General features: G+C 41.8%; 21 protein-coding genes. 19 read left to right on the top strand and 2 right to left on the bottom strand.

Going from position 1 to position 23,344, the window contains the following annotated elements; genetic code table 11:
* Positions 1-65: 65 nt before the first annotated feature.
* The 5 genes from rplT to FFL34_RS02645 all read left to right on the top strand — a co-directional run bounded on the left by rplT (position 66) and on the right by FFL34_RS02645 (position 3,435).
* Positions 66-422 carry a 50S ribosomal protein L20 gene (rplT, locus tag FFL34_RS02665; RefSeq protein WP_138601101.1) on the top strand — a complete coding sequence of 119 codons (357 nt, stop codon included), beginning with the start codon at positions 66-68 and terminating at the stop codon, positions 420-422.
* 197 nt (positions 423-619) lie between these two features.
* Entirely contained in the window at positions 620-895 is a 276-nt protein-coding gene (locus FFL34_RS02660; protein ID WP_138601099.1) for a DUF1294 domain-containing protein, read from the top strand.
* 62 nt (positions 896-957) lie between these two features.
* Positions 958-1,530, top strand: coding sequence for a TVP38/TMEM64 family protein (locus FFL34_RS02655; RefSeq protein ID WP_138601097.1), 573 nt, complete (start codon positions 958-960; stop codon positions 1,528-1,530).
* A 264-nt stretch (positions 1,531-1,794) separates the two neighbouring features.
* A complete protein-coding gene (locus tag FFL34_RS02650; RefSeq protein ID WP_138601095.1) occupies positions 1,795-2,280 on the top strand; it encodes a dUTP diphosphatase in 486 nt (161 codons plus the stop codon).
* A gap of 69 nt (positions 2,281-2,349) precedes the next feature.
* Positions 2,350-3,435: a M42 family metallopeptidase gene (locus FFL34_RS02645; RefSeq protein ID WP_138601093.1), complete on the top strand. Its 1,086-nt coding sequence runs from the start codon at positions 2,350-2,352 to the stop codon at positions 3,433-3,435.
* Positions 3,436-4,347: 912 nt separating this feature from the next.
* Here the strand turns inward: FFL34_RS02645 and FFL34_RS18905 are convergent.
* Together FFL34_RS18905 and sspI are read right to left on the bottom strand one after the other, a co-directional pair.
* Positions 4,348-4,950, bottom strand: a complete 603-nt coding sequence (locus FFL34_RS18905; protein ID WP_138601091.1) for a lytic transglycosylase domain-containing protein — start codon at positions 4,948-4,950, stop codon at positions 4,348-4,350.
* Between the two features lie 158 nt (positions 4,951-5,108).
* On the bottom strand, positions 5,109-5,330 hold the full coding sequence (sspI, locus tag FFL34_RS02635; RefSeq protein ID WP_138601089.1) for a small acid-soluble spore protein SspI: 222 nt from the start codon (positions 5,328-5,330) through the stop codon (positions 5,109-5,111).
* A gap of 97 nt (positions 5,331-5,427) precedes the next feature.
* Between sspI and FFL34_RS02630 the strand changes: the two genes are divergently transcribed.
* The 14 genes from FFL34_RS02630 (at position 5,428) to uvrC (ending at position 23,323) form a co-directional block, all read left to right on the top strand.
* Entirely contained in the window at positions 5,428-6,168 is a 741-nt protein-coding gene (locus FFL34_RS02630; RefSeq protein ID WP_138601087.1) for a TrmH family RNA methyltransferase, read from the top strand.
* A gap of 427 nt (positions 6,169-6,595) precedes the next feature.
* A complete protein-coding gene (gene pheS, locus FFL34_RS02625) occupies positions 6,596-7,645 on the top strand; it encodes a phenylalanine--tRNA ligase subunit alpha (RefSeq protein ID WP_138601085.1) in 1,050 nt (349 codons plus the stop codon).
* Entirely contained in the window at positions 7,645-10,071 is a 2,427-nt protein-coding gene (pheT, locus tag FFL34_RS02620) for a phenylalanine--tRNA ligase subunit beta (protein WP_138601083.1), read from the top strand. Before pheS ends, pheT begins: the two co-directional genes overlap by 1 nt.
* 354 nt (positions 10,072-10,425) lie before the next feature.
* Entirely contained in the window at positions 10,426-10,689 is a 264-nt protein-coding gene (gene zapA, locus FFL34_RS02615) for a cell division protein ZapA (protein ID WP_138601081.1), read from the top strand.
* A 1-nt stretch (position 10,690) separates the two neighbouring features.
* Positions 10,691-11,248 carry a CvpA family protein gene (locus tag FFL34_RS02610; protein WP_138601079.1) on the top strand — a complete coding sequence of 186 codons (558 nt, stop codon included), beginning with the start codon at positions 10,691-10,693 and terminating at the stop codon, positions 11,246-11,248.
* A gap of 127 nt (positions 11,249-11,375) precedes the next feature.
* Positions 11,376-13,097, top strand: a complete 1,722-nt coding sequence (gene polX / locus FFL34_RS02605) for a DNA polymerase/3'-5' exonuclease PolX (protein WP_138601077.1) — start codon at positions 11,376-11,378, stop codon at positions 13,095-13,097.
* A gap of 61 nt (positions 13,098-13,158) precedes the next feature.
* Positions 13,159-15,501, top strand: coding sequence for an endonuclease MutS2 (locus FFL34_RS02600; RefSeq protein WP_138601075.1), 2,343 nt, complete (start codon positions 13,159-13,161; stop codon positions 15,499-15,501).
* Positions 15,502-15,945: 444 nt separating this feature from the next.
* Complete coding sequence (locus FFL34_RS02590; RefSeq protein WP_411712108.1) at positions 15,946-17,631, top strand: long-chain-fatty-acid--CoA ligase; 1,686 nt, start codon at positions 15,946-15,948, stop codon at positions 17,629-17,631.
* Positions 17,632-17,764: 133 nt separating this feature from the next.
* Positions 17,765-18,352 (top strand): TetR/AcrR family transcriptional regulator, encoded by a 588-nt coding sequence (locus FFL34_RS02585; protein WP_138601071.1) that lies wholly within the window; start codon positions 17,765-17,767, stop codon positions 18,350-18,352.
* Between the two features lie 14 nt (positions 18,353-18,366).
* Positions 18,367-19,140, top strand: a complete 774-nt coding sequence (locus FFL34_RS02580; protein WP_138601070.1) for an enoyl-CoA hydratase — start codon at positions 18,367-18,369, stop codon at positions 19,138-19,140.
* Between the two features lie 61 nt (positions 19,141-19,201).
* Positions 19,202-19,975 carry an electron transfer flavoprotein subunit beta/FixA family protein gene (locus FFL34_RS02575; protein ID WP_138601068.1) on the top strand — a complete coding sequence of 258 codons (774 nt, stop codon included), beginning with the start codon at positions 19,202-19,204 and terminating at the stop codon, positions 19,973-19,975.
* Positions 19,976-20,003: 28 nt separating this feature from the next.
* Positions 20,004-20,975 carry an electron transfer flavoprotein subunit alpha/FixB family protein gene (locus FFL34_RS02570; RefSeq protein ID WP_138601066.1) on the top strand — a complete coding sequence of 324 codons (972 nt, stop codon included), beginning with the start codon at positions 20,004-20,006 and terminating at the stop codon, positions 20,973-20,975.
* A 159-nt stretch (positions 20,976-21,134) separates the two neighbouring features.
* Positions 21,135-21,452 (top strand): thioredoxin, encoded by a 318-nt coding sequence (gene trxA, locus FFL34_RS02565; RefSeq protein WP_138601064.1) that lies wholly within the window; start codon positions 21,135-21,137, stop codon positions 21,450-21,452.
* An 86-nt stretch (positions 21,453-21,538) separates the two neighbouring features.
* On the top strand, positions 21,539-23,323 hold the full coding sequence (gene uvrC, locus FFL34_RS02560; protein WP_138601062.1) for an excinuclease ABC subunit UvrC: 1,785 nt from the start codon (positions 21,539-21,541) through the stop codon (positions 23,321-23,323).
* Positions 23,324-23,344 lie beyond the last annotated feature (21 nt).

Raw genomic sequence — 23,344 nt, 5'->3', positions numbered from 1 at the left:
TAATCGATTCTGCATAAAAATGACTATTCAAACGACTGTTTAATGGTATTCAGGAGGGATTTACTATGCCACGTGTAAAAGGTGGAACAGTAACACGACAGCGTCGCAAACGCGTATTAAAATTGGCAAAAGGTTATTATGGTTCGAAACGGACGTTATTTAAAACAGCAAAACAGCAAGTGATGAAATCCGGTCAATATGCTTATCGTGACCGCAGACAGAAAAAACGTGATTTCCGTAAGCTTTGGATTGCACGTATCAATGCTGCAGCACGCATGAATGACATTTCATACAGTAGATTGATGCATGGTCTAAAACAAGCTGGCGTGGAAGTTAACCGTAAAATGCTCTCTGATCTGGCAGTGAATGATGAGCAAGCTTTCACACAGTTGACAGAAAAAGCAAAAGCTGCCCTAAAATAAAATAAGTTTTATTTTACGGGTTATCATGCGTAAAAGTAGCCAAATCCTTTTAACGGGTTTGGTTCTTTTTTTGCACTTTAAGAAAATATAAACTTTCAGCAAAAAGTATGAATTGGTGCAGTTGAAAATTTTATTGTAAAGTACAAGTGCAAGGAGACAGATACTTGCGCCTTTGTTCTTAAAAGGAGATCACAGGAATGCAGATTACGGGGACGATTTTCCTTTATTTTATCGGTATTAATGTTATTGCATTTATATTAATGGCAATTGATAAACATAAGGCAAAAAAGAAAGCCTTCCGTATATCGGAGCGAACGTTTTGGGTGCTGGGATTTTTTGGCGGTGCGTTAGGAGTCTTTCTCGCGATGAGACAATACCGTCATAAAACAAAACATCGCTCGTTTATCATCGGTATACCAATGCTCATTTTCCTTCAGGCAGCATTTTTCTTCTACGTTGTTATCATGTCATAATGGCTCGTCTCTTGTCATATAGATTACTGATGAGGAGCAAAAACTGATGAAGGAGGGATGGAATGGAGCTGTTGGGCAATTATATATTGGCATTCATTGAAACTGGCGGCCTATTTGCACCGGTTTTATTCATTAGTTTTCATCTATTGCGGCCGCTGTTCTTTCTCCCGGTAGTATTTCTATGCATTTCGGGTGGCATTCTTTTTGGCACTGCGGCTGGTACATTGTATTCTGTTATCGGGATAACGTTATCGAGCGTGATGTTTTATGGCTTAATTAACTGGATGCCAAAAACATTCACCAAACTCGTCCGCTTGAAGCAGCGGCTACTTGGCAAAAAATCGGAACTTACCACTTCACAAATTGCTATACTGCGCTTAGTGCCTTTTATTCATTTTCACCTGTTATCATTATGTTTGATAGAAATTTCAACGGATTTCAGAGACTATACGAAAACATCATTGCTGACAAATATTCCGTTGGCAGTCATTTATACTTCTGTCGGTCAATGGGTCTCACGTTTGTCCCCACTACACATCCTCTTATTTTTACTTGCATTGCTACCACTTATTTATCTCTTACGAAGAAAAGAAATGATTATCAAATGGGACGATTTCTTTCAGTTCAGTGCCTAACAATTTGATGAAGGTCTAATTTTCGTTATGTGGGTAAAAGAGGCTGGGACAAAACTAAACATGACAAAGAATATACTTAAGAAGTAGTCACCGCTCCGGAAAATGAAAAATCCGAATCGATTCAGATTAATTATGAATTGTCGTTCGGATTTTTCTTTAACTAAAAGTTTTTTGTCCAAGCCCCATAGTTTTTGTAATGTCGCTGTTTTCCCTGTTACATGTCTACACGTGTTACAATGGGGAAAAAGGAAAGAGGTGTATTTAATGGAGTGGTCATCATTATATAAAATGCAAAGCCAGCTGGATGATTATATCGAATCGCAGCATGATTTGCAGCATGTGGATTTGTTTCAGAAAAAATATTTGGCCTTGCTGACCGAATTAGGCGAATTGGCAAATGAGACTAGATGTTTTAAATTCTGGAGCTTGAAGCCCAAGAATAAACAATCCATTATTTTGGAAGAATATGTTGATGGTATTCATTTCATTTTGTCATTGGGGCTGGAAAAGGGGTATCGAAATCTGCCTGGTTCGGTGAATACCGCGAACTCAGACGAATCTGAACAGTTTATTCGTGTTTACGATGCATGTGCCACCTTTTATTATCATCCAACTCAACAAAATTATGAGGAATTATTAGGTCATTATGTACAGCTAGGGGAGTTACTTGGATTTGATGAACAAGCTATTATTGATGCCTACAGGGAGAAAAACGAAATCAATCACAAGCGGCAGGATCAGGGATACTGATATGGAAATAGTTTGTAATCATAACTGAAAGCGTTATAATGAAAGAGATAATAAAGGAGGTTGTTACATATGGCAAAGTTAGATGAAACAAACATAATGCTAAAAGACTTGACTGACGCAAAAGGAATTTCCGGAAATGAAAAAGAAGCAAGGGAAGTTATGGAAAAATATATATCCCCACATGCTGATGATGTGTATACGGACAACCTTGGAAGCTTGATTGCAAAGAAGACAGGGGAAGCGGACGGCCCGAAAGTAATGGTTGCCGGTCATTTGGACGAAGTAGGATTCATGGTTACCAGAATCGACGATAACGGATTCGTTTATTTCCAGACAATTGGTGGCTGGTGGGGACAGGTTATGCTCGCCCAGCGTGTCACCATCATTACAGCTAAAGGCGATGTGACAGGCCTGATTGGATCAAAGCCGCCGCATGTTCTGTCCAGTGAAGAACGCAAAAAACCAGTGAAAATAGAGGACATGTTTATAGACATTGGTGCAGCGGACAAAAAGGAAGCAAAGGAATTTGGTGTTCGCCCGGGGGACTCTATTGTTCCTTATTTTGAATTCACCCAAATGAAAAATGAAAAAATGCTAATGGCGAAAGCGTGGGATAATCGTATCGGCTGTGCCATTGCCATTGAAGTGCTGAAACAATTGAAAAACGAAAAACATCCAAATATCGTTTATGGTGTCGGCACTGTACAGGAAGAGGTTGGTTTGCGTGGTGCACGCACTTCTGCACACGCAATTAAACCGGATATTGGCTTTGGTGTTGATGTTGGCATCGCAGGAGATATGCCTGGAGTTTCGGATAAAGAAGCGGACAGCAAACTAGGTGAGGGACCACAAATCATTATTTATGATGCATCCATGATCCCGAATAAGGGTGTCCGTGATTTAGTAATCGACACAGCAGATGAGAAAAATATTCCGTATCAATATGCTTCAATGGGAGGCGGAGGAACGGACTCCGGTTCTATTCACCTGACCGCAGATGGTGTTCCGTCGTTATCCATCACGATAGCAACTCGTTATATTCATTCACACGCAGCCATTTTGCATCGTGACGATTTTGAAAATGCCGTAAAGCTGATTGTAGAGACTATTAAAAAGTTGGACAATGACAAGGTAAAAGAGATTAAACTGGGTTAAATTAATGGAGCCGGCATGTGAAATGGTTTGAACCTTTTCACATGCCGGCTTTCCTGAAGTATTCGGTCGCTCATTGCCCACTTATAGATATGCAAAATAGCAAGTGAATTTCCGAAATAATTCCACTCGCTATTTTGGATTAATGATTCGTTTGTTTTATCATCATATTTGATATATAATGCGACGTAATTTTGTATGAGTGTTAAACCGCCGCTGCGGAAATACACTACGCTTTCCGTGGGCAGCTGATGAGCCTCCTCGTGCTGGGTGCTCGTCGTGTTGGAAGTGATTTTAGTGATGCAGCACTCCTCGCAACTCGTAGCTTATTCGGTAGAGGTAATGCTCGTTGCACTGCAGGGTCTCATCTAGGCTTCTGCTTCGACGAACACGACGTTCTAGTGTCGGCGTTGGTCACAGGACGTGACCGAATCTAGCCGACCCACAGGAGTCTCCGTGTATTTCCTCCGCTGTTCTTATTGATTGGAGTGGGGCCGTGGCAGAAAAACGAATGACGCTACTTTACTAGTCCGGGTGAGCGGAGGGCGGTGACTCCTGCGGGAACAGCACGAGTCTGAAGACCCCGCAGCGGTGATTTTCCGCGAGGAGGCTGAAGCCGTGCCCGCGGAAAGCATCCGCCCGCAGCGATCCCGGACGGTGATCGAAAAGTCGTCGTATTTATAGAAAACACTTCAGTAATTACGTCGCATTATATATCTTTTGTGTACAAAAAATAACGTTCTAGAAGAAGTCAACTAGCGTAGTATATGTCCAGCTTTCTTCTCTCAATTCTTTCAAGTCTTATGTGTTCATTTCTGGCTGAGAAAGTTGAGTAATACGATTTTATTTTGTATTTGTTCCCATCCCAAAAATAAATGTCATTAAAGAGGCGTAATGACGTTTACCAACTGGTGGTTACCCTAAATAGGTATCCATCACTTTTTTAACGTATTTTTGTGTTTCATTAAACGGTGGGATGCCTCGGTGTTTGTCCACATTTCCGGGACCAGCGTTATACGCCGCAAGTGCCAGCTCTATATTACCGTTATATCTTGTTAGCATTTCGCTTAAGTATTGTGTTCCGGCTTCGATATTCTGTTTCGGATCAAATGAATCTGCAACCCCAAGTGCTTTAGCTGTTGCTGGCATTAACTGCATTAATCCCTGTGCACCGGCGGGACTAGTTGCATGCGTGTTGTAATTGGATTCAGCTTTGATGACTGATTCGATTAGTTTTGGATCGATTCCAAATGTATTGGCAGCTTGTCTAATGTGTGGGGTAAGCGTCTTCGGTGAAGATTCAAATGGATTGCCCTGTGACAGCTTGCTAGAAAATATGTCTGGCTGTTTGGTTATGTTCAACTGATCTTGGCCTATTGCCGTTTGCTGATTAATCTGCTGCTCCAGCATGTACTTAAACGCCATATTGACGGGAAATCGCGGGCGGAAGGAGTTAGAGGTGGTAAATGATGATATCGCCTGCTGCTGAATGAACGATTGTAAACTGCGTATATCCATAAAAAGCATCTCCTTCATGTTTATCCCGAATGTTGCAGATGGTGAAATCGCCATTTCAAAAGAGACGATATTTCACTATTAGTTTATAACGTCTTTAGGAAAAGAGCAAGCCTTTGTTCAACAAATAATAAAAAGGCAGATGCTTTTAACACCTACCTTTACGTTGCGTTTGCATTCTTGACACCCTGTTCCAGTGCCTCAATCATATCCTGTTTGTCCTGTTCATTCGATTGCTCCCAGATTAATTCAAATAGAACGCCCAAGCCCGGAAGCATTTTTTCTTCGCCTGCCTGAATCGCATCCACAATCGTCGCTTCCAATTGTTCCTGATCATTGGTAGCGATATTGGATACAATCGCTTTACGTAAATTTAAATCCATCATACCACCTCTTCTGTTTAATGAAGCTAATAATAGTTTGACCTACACAGTCTAAAATATGTATGATAAGAAAGAAAAACGATCGTGTGGGATGAATATGGTTATAACATCATTGCAAAATGAAAAAGTGAAAAAATGGATGAAACTGCATAAGCGCAAAGGTCGTAATCAAACTGGACTGTTTCTTGCGGAAGGATTTCATATAGTTGAAGAAGCGTATAAAAGCGGATGGGAAATTGCTGAAATTATCATAGCGGAGGAAACGGCATGTCCGGATTGGTGCAGGCATCTGCCTATAGTCACCGTTAGCAAAAAGATAATGCAGCATATTACACAGACAGAAACCCCGCAAGGCATTGTCGCTACTGTGAACATTAAACCATCAACGGAAGCCCTCGGTAATACGGTTTTGCTGATTGACGCTGTTCAGGATCCAGGAAATTTAGGTACGATTATACGGACTGCAGATGCTGCCGGCTTTTCTGCAGTGATGCTTGGTGAGGGAACAGTTGATTTGTATAACGATAAAGTGATCAGATCGACGCAAGGTTCCCTCTTCCATTTGCCGGTTGTGCAGACAAACCTGCAGGAAAAAATACCTGAACTACAGAAACGAGGGTTCACCGTCTGGGCCGCTGCACTACAGGATGCGGATTCATATGAGTCGTTGCGCGTCAGTGAGAAGCAGGCATTAATTGTCGGCAATGAAGGATCCGGTATTAGGGATGAAATCATCCACTTAGTTGATCAATCGGTCAGTATCCCTATTTACGGAAAGGCAGAGTCACTGAATGTCAGTGTTGCAGCAGGCATTTTAATGTATTATATTAAAAGCTGATTGTTGCATATTTCGCCAAAACTATTTATAATAAAAGAAATTTCATCGAACATATATACAAAAGCTTTGAAAGAGACGAGCTGTAAAAATTGCAACAGCTAAAGGGAAGAGGTGCCTTAGACTGAAAGCATTTCGCTGGGAGCATTTACGGCAATTTCACTCTGGAGCTGGCACTTGGACCTTATGCGAAAGTAAAGGTGTACCGGATAGATATATCCGTTATCAAAAAAAGTTGGACACAAGACGATTGTGTCAACAAGGGTGGTACCGCGATATCTTATCCTCGTCCCTTAGATGGGAGGAGGCTTTTTTAATGTCAGAAAGTGTGATGGACGACATTATAACTTTCACTGTAAAGATTTGGTGAAATCCTAATTTTTCTAACATTGGCTGAAACTGCGAAGAACCAAGATAAGGGGGCATAGAAATGAAAGAACAGTTGGAAACAATTCGTCAGGAAGCACTTAATGAAATAGATAAAGCAACTGATCTCAAGGCACTTCAGGACATTAAAGTGGCTTACCTAGGCAAGAAAGGATCACTCACAAGTGTGCTGCGCGGAATGGGCAGTCTTCCCAAAGAGGAAAGGCCTGCAGTAGGAGAGATGGCCAACAGTGTACGTGAGGCTATTACCAATGAGATTACAAAAAAAACCGATGCACTTGAAAAGGCAGCATTGGAGGAAAAACTTGAACAAGAGGCGATTGATGTAACATTGCCGGGTCGTCCGGTTCAGGTCGGCGGCCCACATTTGTTAACAAGTATTATTGAGGAAATAGAGGATCTGTTTATCGGCATGGGCTTTGAAGTGCGGGAAGGACCTGAAGTGGAAACAGATTATTTTAACTTTGAGGCGTTGAATCTGCCTAAAGGGCATCCGGCGCGTGATATGCAGGATACTTTCTATTTAACAAATGAATTACTGCTTCGTACACATACTTCACCTGTGCAGGCCAGAACGATGCAGCAGTATGGCGGGGCTCGGTCAGTGAAAATGATATGCCCGGGAAAAGTTTACCGTCGGGATACAGACGATGCTACCCATTCGCATCAGTTCACTCAAATTGAAGGGCTTTTTGTTGACAAGCATGTCCGAATGAGTGATTTGAAAGGAATTTTAGACAAATTCGCTAAAAGTATGTTTGGAAGTGACCGTAAGATTCGTCTGCGTCCAAGTTTCTTCCCATTTACGGAGCCATCTGTCGAAATGGACATCTCTTGTAAAGTATGTCAGGGTGATGGCTGTTCTGTATGTAAGCAGTCCGGCTGGATTGAAATACTTGGTGCCGGAATGGTGCATCCGAATGTGTTGGAAATGGCTGGATATGACTCAAAAACATATTCCGGTTTTGCATTCGGGATGGGACCCGATCGTATTGCCATGTTGAAATACGGAATTGATGATATTCGGAATTTCTATACAAATGATAAACGTTTTCTAGGGCAATATCATCATGTTAAAGGAGGTACATTATAGTGCTTGTATCAATAAACTGGCTTAACCAATACGTTGATACCAAATCATCCACCCCCGAAGAACTGGCGGAACTTATTACGAAGACTGGTATTGAAGTGGATGGAATTGACTATTTCGCCGAACAGAGCAGCTATGTTGTTGTCGGTTATGTAGACACATGTGAACAGCATCCGAATGCTGATAAACTGAACCTTTGTCAGGTTGACGTTGGCGATGAAAAACTGCAGATTATCTGTGGTGCACCAAACGTCAGACAGGGACAAAAAGTGGCGGTTGCCAAACCGGGTGCTGTACTGCCGGGTAACGTTAAAATTAAAAAAACAAAACTGCGCGGTGTTGAATCGAATGGTATGATTTGCTCGTTACAGGAACTGGGTATTGCAGAAAAATATGTTCCCAAAGATGTTGCAGAGGGCATTTTTGTATTTCCTGATAATGCTGAAGTTGGGGCAGATGTCCAGCACCTTTTGAACTTGGATGATGCGGTACTGGAATTTGACTTAACGCCGAACCGTGCAGACGCACTTAGTATGCTTGGTGTCGCATACGAAACAGCAGCTATATTGGATAAAGATATAACACTGCCGGAAGAACATGTACAACTTAACAGTGAACGGGCATCAGATTATATCTCTGTTGACGTTAAAGCTCCTGAACTGAATCCATATTACGGGGCGTTCATTATAAAAGATATTGAGATTAAGCCGTCACCGCTGTGGATGCGCAATGCACTGATGGCTGCTGGAATTAGGCCAATCAATAATGTTGTCGACATTACCAATTACGTGCTGCTGGAATATGGCCAGCCACTGCACGCGTTTGACTATGACCTATTCGGCTCGAAAAGTGTTGTTATACGGCGTGCGGATGACCATGAGCAAATGACGACTTTGGACGGAGAGGAAAGAATCCTATCAAGTGATCATCTTGTCATTACAAACGGTAATGAGCCTGTGGCGCTAGCTGGTGTCATGGGTGGTGCCAATTCTGAAGTCAATAATCAAACGAAAACGATTTTACTCGAGGCCGCGTATTTTGCACCACAGGCTGTGCGTACAGCGGTTAAGGATACCGGACTGCGCAGTGATTCAAGTACAAGATTTGAAAAAGGTGTAGATCCCAATCGAGTAGAACGGGCTGGATACCGAGCTTGCCATCTGCTTGAAAAATATGCTGGAGCGACTGTTCTCGCAGATCCCGTTGTTTATGACGAGTTAGATCGGTCCGAAAAAGTGGTAGACATAACCGAGCGTGAGATTAATAAGCGGTTGGGAACCGAGATAACGGCAAGTGAAATCGAGACAATTTTAAACAAATTGCAATTTCCATTTGAGAAAAAACAGGACCAGTTTACTGTGACGATACCAACAAGACGTGGAGATATAACGATTTTTGAGGATATGCTGGAAGAAATCGCACGCATTTACGGATATGACCAGCTGCCATATACATTGCCGCAAGGGTCATCCCAGGCCGGCGGATTAACAAAGCGGCAACAACTGAAACGGGAAATAAGTAAATACCTCCAGGGAGCCGGCCTAATGGAAACAATCACGTATTCATTGACCGATGAGGCTTCAATAGATAAACTAATCAGCCCTGAACTGCTTGAAAAGAAGCCTGAACCAATCAAGTTACCAATGCCGATGAGTGAAGACCATAACTATTTACGACTGAGTATGCTGCCGGAACTGCTAAAGACATTGACCTATAACAGAGCAAGAAACCAAATGGATATTAGTTATTTTGAAATGGGCAATGTATTCATTACGGATGAAAAAAAGATTTCCCAACAGCCGTTGGAGAACTTGCGGCTTGCAGGAGCAATGACAGGCGTGTGGCTACAGCATTCATGGCAGCATGAGAAGAAACAAGTTGATTTCTTTCTCGTAAAAGGGGTAATCGAAGGCTTGTTTGAGTTTCTAGACATCCCAGTTTCATTTGAACAGACCAAACTGACTAACATGCATCCAGGTCGCTGTGCAGCCATATTAACGGATGGGCGTACAATTGGCTTCCTGGGCCAGACACATCCTGCATTGGAAAAGTCAATGGATCTTGGAGAAACGTTTGTGTTTGATATAGACTTAGAACAAGTGATTAATCTATACACGAACTCAACTGCTTATGAGCCGATTCCGAAGTATCCGGCCATTGCAAGGGATATTGCATTCATTGTTGATGAGGACGTCCGGGCTGGTGACATAAAAGAAATCATCGAGGCGAATGGTGCTCCGCTGGTTAGAAATGTCCGTATTTTTGATGTTTACAAAGGGGATAATGTACCTGAAGGAAAGAAATCTGTAGCTTATAGTTTATTTTATCAGGATCCAGAAAAAACGCTGCAGGATGATGAGGTTGAAGCGTCTTATCAGCAAATTGTTGCAAGTGTTAACGAAAAGTTTCATGCGTATGTACGTACTTGAGCAAGCCTGCATCGCCTTAAGTAAACAGGACTTCGGAAAAACACGCTAGGCTTTTCTTTTCCAAGCCGTCCTCGTGTTTTTCTTGCGCTAATTTCAATAAGCAAAGATCCGAACTGATTCATATTATCTCTGAATCATTGTTCGGATTTTTCTTTAACTAAAAGTCTTCTACCCCATCCTCTTTCAATTTTATAAGTTGAAATTTATTAACTTTAGGAGTTGTACGTGAATTGTTTCGCTGTTTAAACTTGTAACAAAAGCAGTATTCATTGATAAGAACATTTACATTTCCTCCGTGGCAGTCTTTGTGTTACGATAAAATGGATCATTTTCGCTTGTAGGGAGGGTGCCCTTATGACCCAGGATGACAAAACACGTGAAACTGTTGAAATATATAATCGTTACTATACAGTTGTTGGTAGGGAAAGTCCCAGTCATGTCCGTCTTGTTGCCAGCCAGGTTGATCAAAAAATGCGGGAGATCCACGATGCTAATCAGCATCTGACCTCGACAGAGCTGGCTGTTCTCACTGCGGTTAATACAATGAGTGATTATATGAAGCTGAAAGAGGAATATGCAGCCCTATTGGGATCATTAAATAAGAAAGAGGACAAGTAATATGGTAGATTTTATTTTAATTGTTTTATTCGTATTTGGTTTCTTAATGGGGTTGAAAAGAGGTTTTATTTTACAAGCCTTCCATTTCATCGGTTTCATCGCTGCATTTATTGTTGCTGCTTTTTATTATGATGAACTTGCTGCAAGACTGGCACTTTGGATATCATACCCAGAACTTAATAGCAGCGGTGTATGGGCGGATTTTCTTGAAACATTACCACTTAAAGGTGCTTTTTATAATGCCATCGCTTTTGCAATCATCTTTTTTGCAGTGAAAGTAATTCTGCAAATAGTTGCCTCGATGCTTGATTTTGTGGCTGAACTCCCGATATTAAACTCGGTTAACCGTTGGCTAGGTGCCGTGTTAGGGTTTGTTGAGATTTACTTGCTTGTTTTCATCGTTTTATACATATTGGCATTGACACCAGTGCAAGAAATACAGACTTGGATAAACCATTCAGAAATAGGATTATTTGTCATTGAACATACACCGATTTTATCAGAGCGTGTAAAGGAACTGTGGTTCATTCAAATGGACCAGTTGCTTGATTTCAGTTGAATCGGAATTAAATAACGCGCTCGTTTAACGTAACATGTGTTTGTTAATCGTTTGAAATTCGTTGCAGCAGTGCATGCCTAATTGAAAATTCACGGTATCCTAAGAATAATGGAAAAAGGTGAGTTAAATGACGGTAAATAAAAAAGATGTCATTAAATTATTGGAGAAAATAGCGGTCTATCTGGAATTGAAGGGGGAAAATCCGTTTAAAATCTCGGCTTATCGAAAGGCTGCTCAGGCACTTGAACGTGATGACCGGTCTATTGCTGATATTGATGATTTCACAAAGCTCCAAGGCATTGGCAAAGGTACGGGTGCCGTTATTGAAGCTTACATTCAGAATGGAACTTCGGAAACATTGATGGAACTGGAAAAGGAAGTACCGGAGGGGTTGATCCCTTTACTGGACTTGCCTGGTCTAGGTGGGAAAAAACTATCCAAAATATATCAGGAGTTAGGTGTCACTGATGCTGAAACGCTAAAGCAGGCTTGCGAGAACGGACAAATTGAGGCGCTTGACGGTTTTGGGAAAAAATCAGCAGAAAAGATTGTGGCTGCACTGGAAGATGCAAATAAACGTCCGGAACGTCTCCCTATTGTCTTTATGCTGGGGATTGCTGAAAGGATTGAAGAGCAACTGGCCATGATAAACGAGATTAGTGATTTCTCACGGGCGGGTAGCTTAAGGCGAATGCGTGAGACGATAAAGGATCTTGATTTTATCATTGCTTCTAACAACCCTGCAGCAGTTCGTGATCAGCTTCTTGAATTTGATTATATAAAAGATATCATTGCACAGGGGGAAACAAAAGTATCGGTTGTCCTGGAGGATGCTTATGATGTGAATGTGGATTTCCGGATTGTTGCACCTGAACAATTTGCAACAACACTCCATCATTTTACAGGTTCAAAGGATCACAACGTCGCTATGAGACAGCTCGCCAAATCTAAAAATGAAAAAATTAATGAATATGGTGCAGAATCTGAAGAAACAGGTGAAACCATAACATTTGAGAGTGAGCAACAATTGTTCAATCATTTTGGGTTGCATTATATACCACCTGAAGTGCGGGAAAATACTGGTGAGGTGGAAGCGTTTCGCGAACCTGTTTCCTTAATCGAATCAAGTGATATCCGTGGTGATTTACACATGCATACAACATGGAGTGACGGTGCACAGTCCCTTGAAGAAATGGTGAACTATGCCCGCAGCAAGCAGTATAACTATATTGCAATTACTGATCACTCCAAATTTTTGCGGGTCGCGAATGGACTTAATGAAACAAGGCTCCGCAGACAACGAGAAGAAATTGCTAAATTAAATGAAAAATATAGTGATATCCATATCTTTGCAGGAGTCGAAATGGATATATTACCTGATGGGACATTAAACTTTGACGATGCTTTTTTACAAGAAATGGATTTCATTATCGGCGCAATTCACTCCGGTTTTAAACAATCACAGGACAAAATAATGAAAAGGCTGTTTGCTGCATTGGAAAATCCATATGTATCTCTGATTGCCCATCCAACCGGGAGACTTATCGGGCGCCGGGATGGATATGACGTGGATATGGAACGATTGATTGAACGTGCCGCGGAAACTAACACTGCTCTGGAAATTAACGCTAACCCCAATCGGCTCGACCTTTCCAGCGAGCGTGTGCATCAGGCACAGGAGGCTGGTGCGAAGATTGCCATTAATACCGATGCCCATGATTATTCTATGTTTGATCATATGCAATATGGTGTAGGTACGGCTCGAAAAGGGTGGATTAAAAAAGAAACCGTCATAAACACATGGTCCATAGAAGAATTGAAGGCATTTATGTCGCATCATACCGAATAAAGCGGTAATGTGGTCCCGGGAAATCCAATCAGCTGAACTACTTCTAAAAGGGGTTATCCTGATGAATGAACAACTATTTGAAACACTTGAATTCAATAAAATTATTGATCAATTGAAAAGTCAGGCTGCAACATATGTTGGCAAGGAATTTGCAGCCGAACTCAAGCCTGCAAATGATATAAAAACTGTCAATAACATGCAGGCCGAGACTGATGAAGCACGTCAGATTCTCCGACTGAACATGGATATTCCATTGGGTGGAATTACTGATATTCGTACTAGTGTCAAGCGAAGTATTATTGGTGGTGTACTCAAAGCGGAAGAGTGTCTTGATGTTTCCAATACACTTTATGCTGTTCGACGACTTAAGAAATTTTTTGAACAGCTGGAAGAGCATTTACCAATCTTAAAAGGGCTTGGAGAACAGCTGGTGGCACTGCGGGACTTGGAAACCAGCATAAACAGTTGCATTGATGATAATGGGCATATGATGGATAGTGCTTCGGTAAAACTGCGGGACATTCGTTCATCCATCCGTAGCAATGAAAGCAGAGTCCGTGACAAACTTGATAATTACACAAAAACAAAAAGTAAGATGCTATCTGACGCCATTATCACAATCCGCAATGAACGGTATGTGCTGCCGGTAAAGCAGGAATATCGAGGTGCTGTTGGTGGGATTGTGCATGATCAGTCTACTTCCGGTGCTACACTCTTTATGGAACCCCAGGCAGTCGTCGATCTAAATAATGGGCTGCAGGAAGCTAGAGCAAAAGAAAAGCAAGAAGTGGACAGAATCCTGCGACAATTAAGTGGTGATATAGCTGCTAATGAGACAGCTCTTTTGGAAAATGTTCGTATACTTGCCCAAATCGATTTCATTACAGCCAGAGGGAAGTTGGGTGGACGCATGCATGCTGCCATGCCCGTCATGAATAACAGCGGAACGATAAAGATGAATCAAGTGCGCCATCCTCTCATCCCGACGGAAGAAGTGGTGCCGAATGATGTCGAGCTTGGTCGGGATTATACGTCTATTGTCATCACAGGTCCAAATACCGGAGGCAAAACAGTAACATTAAAAACAATCGGTCTGTGTACATTGATGGCACAATCCGGACTGCAAATCCCTGCCGATGATGGCTGCGAAATGGCCGTTTTTGATACTGTTTTTGCCGATATTGGGGATGAACAGTCAATCGAGCAAAGCTTAAGTACCTTCTCTTCCCATATGACAAATATCGTGTCCATTCTAAACCAAGTCGGCCCTAACTCATTGGTGCTATTCGATGAACTTGGTGCGGGTACAGATCCACAGGAAGGGGCAGCTCTTGCCATGTCTATACTTGATGATGTCATGGCGTGTGGTGCCCGTGTTGTAGCAACTACGCACTATCCTGAATTGAAAGCGTATGGGTTTAACCGTGATAACGTGATTAATGCTTCAGTTGAATTCGATGTAGCGTCATTAAAACCTACTTATCGCTTGTTGATTGGCGTACCGGGACGAAGCAACGCTTTTGAAATTTCAAGAAGGCTCGGCCTTAGTGAGTCAGTTATTAATGAAGCCAAAAATCAGATAGGAACCGACTCCAAAAGTGTTGAAAACATGATTGCTTCCCTCGAGCAGTCGAAGCGCCAGGCGGAATCGACGTATGAAAAAGCGCATGACGTGCTATTGGAAAGTGAAAAACTACACGATGATCTTAAAAAAGCATGGAAACAATTTGAGGATAAGCGAGAAGCATTGTATAAAAAAGCGGAAGAAAAAGCAGAGAAAGCATTGCAAAAAGCGCGTGAAGAGGCTGAGACAATCGTTGATGAAATACGGAACATGAAAACGGACGCCCAATTAAAAGACCATGAATGGATAGAAGCTAAAAAAATGCTGGAAGAAGCACAACCGGACTTGTCATCCAAAAAGTCTGACACCAGCAAAAAGGAAACCGGGCCAAAACAGCAGCTCCAGCCTGGTGATGAGGTTAAGCTCTTGTCGGCTAACCAGAATGGGACAATCATTGAAAAGGTTAATGCCAAAGAATACCTAGTGCAGGTAGGCATTATGAAGGTGAAAGTGAAACGCAATGATTTACAGCTTGTACAGCAGCAGCCCAAAGTTACCGAAAAGCCAATGGCAACTGTTAAAGGGTCAAGTTATCATGTGAAGACTGAGCTTGATTTGCGCGGTGAACGTTATGAGGATGCATTGGAACAACTTGAGAAGTATCTTGACGATGCGTTACTTGCTGGTTATTCAACGGTTTCTATCATTCATGGTAAGGGGACTGGTGCACTCCGTAAAGGTGTCAATGATGCTGCCAGAAAACATTCACGCGTTTCGTCAGCCAGACCCGGCAAAGCTGGTGAAGGAGGAAGCGGTGTGACAGTCCTGGAATTGACATAAGGCAAATGAAGAAACATAAGTATCAATGACTTATGAGAAATGCATTTGTGAAACGGCCGCCAGGTACAATGACATTGTTCTATGCACGATTGTACCTTTGTCGGTAATTGAAATTTTGACCTCCTAAAGAAATTGGAAGGAATTTGAACAGGATAATTTGACACCTTCCACTAAGATTGATGTCGGAATCGGAATTAGAGCAGTCGCTCTTATAGTAATGCTTTGATCAATTTAACGAACGTTCGTCATTGGAGCGAGTATTGGGGGAAGTGAATATGTTTTTGGATAAATTAGCGAAATATTTGATTGTGGTAGCTGTTCTTTTTTTACTGATTGGAGTCATATATTTACTGTGACTCCATTTTAAAAAATTTTTGTTAAAAGTTTCAAAAAATACTAATTAATCGGTATAATAGGAGTATGCTATTAGTAAAGGGAGGATATATGATGACCGAAACAAGATGCTGGCATACCTATTATCCCGATGAGATTCCACTTACTATCAATTATAATGAGAAGCCATTACATGCGTTTCTGGAACTGACTGCTAAACAGTCGCCTAAAAAGAGAGCGCTTTATTTTAAGGGGAAGGAACTTACCTTTGCTGCTGTTTATTCACAAGCCAAGAAGGTAGCAGGTTATCTGCAATCCCTAGGGCTTAGAAAAGGTGATCGGGTAGCTATTATGCTGCCAAACTGTCCGCAGTCAGTCATTAGTTACTATGGTGTTTTAATGGCCGGCGGAATCGTTGTTCAGACAAACCCACTGTATAAGGAGCGGGAACTTGAATATCAATTGAATGATTCCGGAGCAGTGTTCATTATTTGCTTGGATGTGCTTTTTCCAATCGTTTCCGGTGTTCGCAACAATACAGCATTGAAACATGTCATCGTATCCAGCATTAAGGATTATTTGCCATTTCCTAAAAATTTCATTTACCCCTTTATTCAACGCAAAGAATACAAACGGATAGTCGATGTGAAGTCGTCTGCGATTACGCATCGATGGAAAGTTATAATGACCACTGGAAGCGAGCAATTTACGCCTGTGACAGTTGATCCTCACCAAGATTTGGCGCTTTTGCAATATACCGGCGGCACCACCGGGCATCCCAAGGGGGTTATGCTTACCCATTACAATCTTACTACGAATAGCCAAATGGCGCGTCACTGGCTCCATCGGACAACATCGGGAGAAGAATCTATCATAGGCCTATTACCGTTGTTTCATGTGTACGGAATGACTGTTGTCATGAATTTGTCCATAATGTATGGCTTCAAGATGATTTTAATACCGAAGTTTGATGTAGAAGATGTTCTGAAAACCATTCAAACACAAAAACCGACGATGTTCCCTGGCGCACCTACCATATATGTAGGTTTATTGAACCATCCCAGTCTAAAAAAATACGACTTGACATCCATTGACGCATGTATTAGCGGATCAGCCCCATTACCCGGTGATGTGCAAGAACAATTTGAAAAGGAGACAAATGGTAGACTAGTCGAAGGGTATGGATTGACCGAAACATCACCGGTAACACATGCTAATTTCGTTTGGGGGAAGCGTGTTACTGGCAGTATTGGTGTCCCCTGGCCTGACACAGACGCTAAAATCATTGATATGGAGACAGGCGAGGCGGCGGAGACTGGCAAGATTGGTGAACTTGTTGTTAAAGGTCCGCAAGTGATGCAAGGCTATTGGAACAATCAGGAGGAAACTAATCGAGTGGTGCAGGACGGCTGGTTTTTCACCGGAGACATGGGATATATGGATGAAGATGGGTTTTTTTATATTGTCGACCGCAAGAAAGATATGATTATTGCCGGTGGTTATAATATTTATCCTCGAGAAGTAGAAGAAGTGCTGTATGAGCATGAAGCAGTTCAAGAAGCCGTCGTGGCAGGTATTCCAGACCCTTACCGCGGAGAAACAGTAAAAGCGTATGTGGTATTGAATTCAGGTTATGATGTGACAGAGGAAGATTTGAATACATTTTGCCGAAACCGGATTGCCGTATTTAAAGTGCCAAGAATTTATGAATTTCGCAATGAATTGCCGAAAACAGCAGTAGGCAAGATTTTGCGTCGAAAGTTAGTCGAAGAAGATCAAAAGAAAATGAACAAATGAATGGAAAGGCTTAATCTTCTTTTTTTACGTATGATCGGACAAGTAATCATTGACAATCATGAACTTCCTTTATAAGATTAACTCATGAATGATTGTTCATTCACTATGTATGTTAGGTATTAAGGGGATAGACATGAAGAAGCAAAAACCCAAATACAAACAAATTATTGAAGCAGCCGTGAAAGTGATTGCTGAGAATGGTTACCATGCTTCCCAAATTTCCAAAATCGCTAAACAAGCGGGAGTTGCCGACGGGACGATTTACCTTTATTTCAAAAATAAAGAAGATATCCTGATATCTGTTTTTGAAGAAAAAATGGGACAATTTATTGAACAAATTGCCTACAGTATCAGTGAAAAGGTTCAAGCTAACGATAAGTTGCTGACATTAATTGAAATGCATTTCCGACAGTTAACGGCAGATCATCACTTGGCTATTGTTACACAGCTGGAACTGCGCCAATCAAACACGGCACTCCGGGTGAAAATTAATCAGATTTTAAAACCCTATTTGTCAGTTATAGATGATATAATTATAGAAGGAACGGAGCAAGGACTTTTTCGTGATGGGTTGAATGTTCCGCTGGCCAGACAGATGATTTTTGGCACATTGGATGAGATTGTGACAAATTGGGTTATCAATGAGCAAAAATATGATCTTGTCAAGCAAGCACCAGCCGTTCATGCGTTCATTACAAATGGTCTTTCCGTTAAGAATTAGAGAGGGGGATTAATTTGGCTGTGATTAACTATGAAGTAGAGAAACAGATTGCGGTGCTGACTATCCAAAGCCCACCCGCAAATGCACTGTCTAGTAATCTGTTAAACGGTCTTGAAGAGACGTTGGACAAAATTGAAAACGATACCAATATCAAGACTATTGTGATTAAAGGTGATGGTAAATTCTTTTCTGCTGGAGCAGACATCAAAGAATTCACTTCTTTGCAAAACGCATCGGAATATCGGTCTCTATCAGAAAAAGGACAGCAAATTTTTGACAGAATGGAGCATTTTCCGATTCCAATTATTGCCGCTATACACGGTGCTGCTTTGGGCGGCGGTCTGGAGTTGGCGTTGGCATGCCACATCCGCATTGGTTCCGATAGCGCTAAACTTGGGCTTCCAGAGACAACACTCGGTATCATTCCCGGCTTTGCCGGTACCCAGCGCCTGCCTCGTTTTGTCGGATCAGCGAAGGCATATGAGATGATTTTAAGTGGTGAGCCGATTAGCGGGAATGAAGCTAAAGCGTTCGGACTCCTAAACCGTGTTACAAAGGAAGAAGATGTGTTTGACACGGCATACGAACTCGCCGAAACCATTGCGGCAAAAAGCAAGCTGTCTATTACCTCAGTCATGGAATTAATTCCATATGCTAAAACTGAACAATTTCAAAAAGGCATCCAGCAGGAGTCGGAAGCATTTGCAAAGATTTTTGGCTCGGAGGATGCCAAGGAAGGCGTGCAAGCCTTTATTGACAAGCGCAAACCGAATTTCAAAGATAAATAGTGTATTGGGTAATGAAGTAACGCCAGATTGATGTGAAAGTCAACCATAAGGAGGATGACCTATGAATATTTATGTACTGCTGAAGAGGACATTTGATACGGAAGAGAAAATAGTTGTATCCGACGGTCAAATCGAGGATGAAGGTGCGGAATATATTATTAACCCTTATGATGAGTATGCGGTAGAAGAGGCAATAAATCAGCGTGATCAACACGGCGGTGAAGTTACGGTTGTCACTGTCGGTGATGAAGAAGCTGAGAAACAGTTGCGCACTGCTCTTGCGATGGGTGCAGACAAGGCTGTTTTGATCAATACAGAAGATGACTTGGAAGATGGTGACCAATTCACTACAGCTAAGGTTCTTGAAGCCTACTTCGACGATAAAGAAGCTGATTTGATACTTGCCGGAAATGTCGCTATAGACGAGGCTAGCGGACAAGTAGGACCACGGCTTGCTGAAAGCCTTGATATCAACTACATTACGACAATCACCTCGTTAGAAATTGACGGAGAAACAGCTGCTATAGACAAAGATGTAGAAGGCGATGTGGAGAAAATAGAAACAACGTTGCCTTTATTAGTGACCTGTCAGCAAGGGTTGAATGAACCAAGATACCCGTCACTTCCGGGGATTATGAAAGCAAAGAAAAAGCCGCTCGAAGAATTGGAATTGGATGATTTAGACCTTGATGAAGAAGATGTTGAGGCAAAAACGGAAACTATTGATATATTCCTACCACCAGAAAAAGAAGCCGGCCGGATACTGGAAGGCGAAGTTGACGAACAGGTAAAAGAATTAGTATCTCTGCTGAAAGACGATAAAAAAGTACTGTAAAACCTTACAAACAGAAAGGGGAAGGGTTATGGGTCAAAAAATACTCGTCATAGGAGAAGCAAGAGATGGTGTTTTACGTAATGTAACGTTTGAGGCTATTGCTGCTGCCAAAAAAATCGATACAGATGGGGACATCGTTGGTATGTTGTGCGGTGATAAGGAGCTGGCCGATCAGGCACAAGAGATGATCTATCACGGAGCGGACCGAGTTGTGACCGTTTCACATAAGAGTTTGAAGGAATATACATCGGAAGGGTATGGACAGGCGATTAAGGCTGTGGTGAATGATGAATCGCCGGACACTATTGTCATGGGACATACAGCGATTGGGAAAGATGTGACTCCAAAAATAGCAAGTAAGCTTGAATCTGGACTCATTTCAGATGCCACTGACATTGAAACACAAGAGGATAGGCCGGTATTTATTAGACCAATTTATTCCGGCAAAGCATTTGAAAAGAAAGTAATTACGAGTGGACTCACTTTTGTAACGATTCGTCCAAACAACATTAAGCCGCTTGAACGTGATACGTCACGAACTGGGGAAGTGTCCACAAAAGATGTTGACGTAAAGGACATTCATACAGTGATTAAGGATGTTATCCGTAAAGCCTCCGAAGGTGTTGATTTGTCAGAGGCAAACGTGATTGTTGCCGGTGGTCGTGGTGTGAAAAGTGAAGATGGATTCAAACCTTTATATGAACTTGCAGAAGTTTTAGGAGGTGCGGTAGGGGCTTCCCGTGGTGCGTGTGATGCTGAATACTGCGATTACTCACTGCAAATTGGTCAGACTGGCAAAGTGGTTACCCCCGACCTTTATATTGCCGTCGGTATATCAGGAGCCATTCAGCACCTTGCCGGCATGTCGAATGCAAAGGTAATCGTGGCCATTAATAAAGATCCCGAATCAAATATTTTTAATGTCGCTGATTATGGCATCGTTGGAGATCTCTTCGAAGTCATCCCGGCGTTGACAGAAGAGATTAAGAAAGTGAAGTAGCTTTGAACTGAGTCCCTTTTCTGATATCCCGGTGGTTAGATACTTCCGGGGTCAGACAGTTTCCGACTGTTTTTGAACTGTATAAGCAAAGTATTAGCGAGCACATAATAACGATGATATACTAAAGCCACAGTTTTATGAAAGAGGAGGGAAACGAAAATGGCGATTGAACATGTCACTGATCAGAATTTCAATGAGCAGGTAGCTGAAGGGTTAGTGTTGGCCGATTTCTGGGCACCATGGTGTGGACCTTGCAAAATGATTGCACCGGTTCTGGAAGAAATTGATGGTGAAATGGAAGATAAAGTGCAAATTGTAAAACTTGATGTGGATGAGAACCAGGAAACCGCCGGCAAATATGGTGTAATGAGTATTCCAACATTGTTATTATTCAAGGATGGAAAAGTGGTCGATCAAGTCGTAGGATTCCAACCAAAGGAAGCGTTAATCGACTTGATTAACAAACATGCCGCATAAGGTTATATTCGCATAGAAAGTTTTATTCAATCCCTTGTTACGATATGTAACAAGGGATTGCTTATAGACAGGGGATGAATTTGCCGATGAACCAGCAAATAAATGAAAAACTGGCTGTACTTCCATCACAGCCCGGATGCTATTTGATGAAAGACAAAAACAATACAGTGATATATGTGGGAAAATCTAAGAAGCTCAAAAACAGGGTTCGGTCATATTTTACTGGAGCAAATGATAAAAAAACCCAGCGGTTGGTTCAAGAAATTATGGACTTTGAATATATTGTCACTACTTCAGAGATGGAAGCACTTATTTTAGAAATGAATTTAATCAAAAAGTATGATCCAAAATACAACGTCCTATTAAAAGATGATAAAACATACCCATACTTAAAAATAACCTCCGAGCGACATCCAAGACTCTTAATTACGCGCAATGTTAAAAAGGATAAGGGGAAGTATTTCGGTCCATATCCGAACGTGCTGGCGGCCAGGGAGACGAAAAAACTTCTTGATAAATTGTATCCACTTCGTAAATGCAATAATCCGCCGGGCCGTGTCTGTCTTTATTATCATATGGGGCAGTGTCTGGCTTGCAGTGAGAAGCCAGCATCAAAGGAAACGTATAAGGAGATTATCCACAATATAACTTCTTTTTTACATGGTGGACATAAAACAATTAAGCAAGATTTGACTAACAAAATGCACGAGGCAAGTGAGTCGCTTAATTTTGAACGGGCGAAAGAGCTTCGTGATCTTATTCAGCATATTGAGTCTGTTATGGAGCAGCAACGTATGACTCTGAATGATCAGGTCAATCGGGATATTTTTGGATATAGTTATGACAAAGGCTGGATGTGTGTACAAGTTTTCTTTGTCCGACAAGGTAAGTTAATTGAGCGGGATGTTTCTATTTTTCCGTTTTTTGATGACCCGGAAGACACATTTTTAAGTTATGTGGGCAGATTTTATCTTCATCAGCAACACTTGAAACCGAAACAGATTCTTGTACCGATTGGGACAGAAACGGAATTGTTGAAGGACCTTTTGGAAGTATATGTGCATACACCGTTTCGCGGAAGGAAAAAACAGTTGGTTGATTTGGCAGTGAAAAATGCTTCCATTGCGTTGGAAGAGAAATTTTCGCTTATCGAACGAGATGAGGAACGTACAATCCAGGCTGTAGAAAGACTGGGAGATGTTCTCCATATTGAAGTGCCGCACCGTATTGAGGCATTTGACAATTCCAATATTCAGGGAACGGATCCGGTTTCGGCGATGGTCGTTTTTACGGACGGACGGCCAAATAAAAAAGAATACCGGAAATATAAAATAAGAAACGTAGAAGGACCTGACGATTATGATACCATGCGTGAAGTTATTCGCCGCCGCTATACGCGCGTGCTGAAAGAGAACCAGCCCCTGCCGGATTTAATCATCGTCGACGGGGGAAAAGGACAGATGAATGCAGCGATGGACGTACTGGAAAATGAGCTTGGACTGGATGTCCCTTTATGTGGACTGGCAAAAGATGAGAAACATAAGACAAGTGAATTGTTATATGGTACTCCACCAACACCCATTGATTTACCGCGAAAGTCACAAGAATTTCACCTTGTACAGCGTATTCAAGATGAAGTGCACCGCTTTGCCATTTCTTTTCATAGACAATTGCGAGGGAAAAATTTGTTCCGCTCTGAATTGGACAAAATTCCGGGTGTCGGTGAGAAAAGGAAACAAATCCTATTGCACCATTTTAAATCGGTAAATGAAATTCGTAATGCCGAGGTGGATGATATTATAAAATTAGGCGTCCCTCGAAATGTGGCTGAAAGCATTCTCTCACATTTAAAAGAGAAGGGAACGACGTGATGTGTTCATGGTTCCGGCAGT

This window comes from Lentibacillus cibarius, from assembly GCF_005887555.1.
Taxonomy (GTDB): Bacteria; Bacillota; Bacilli; order Bacillales; family Amphibacillaceae; genus Lentibacillus; species Lentibacillus cibarius.
This window is presented reverse-complemented; position numbering and strand designations above follow the sequence as displayed.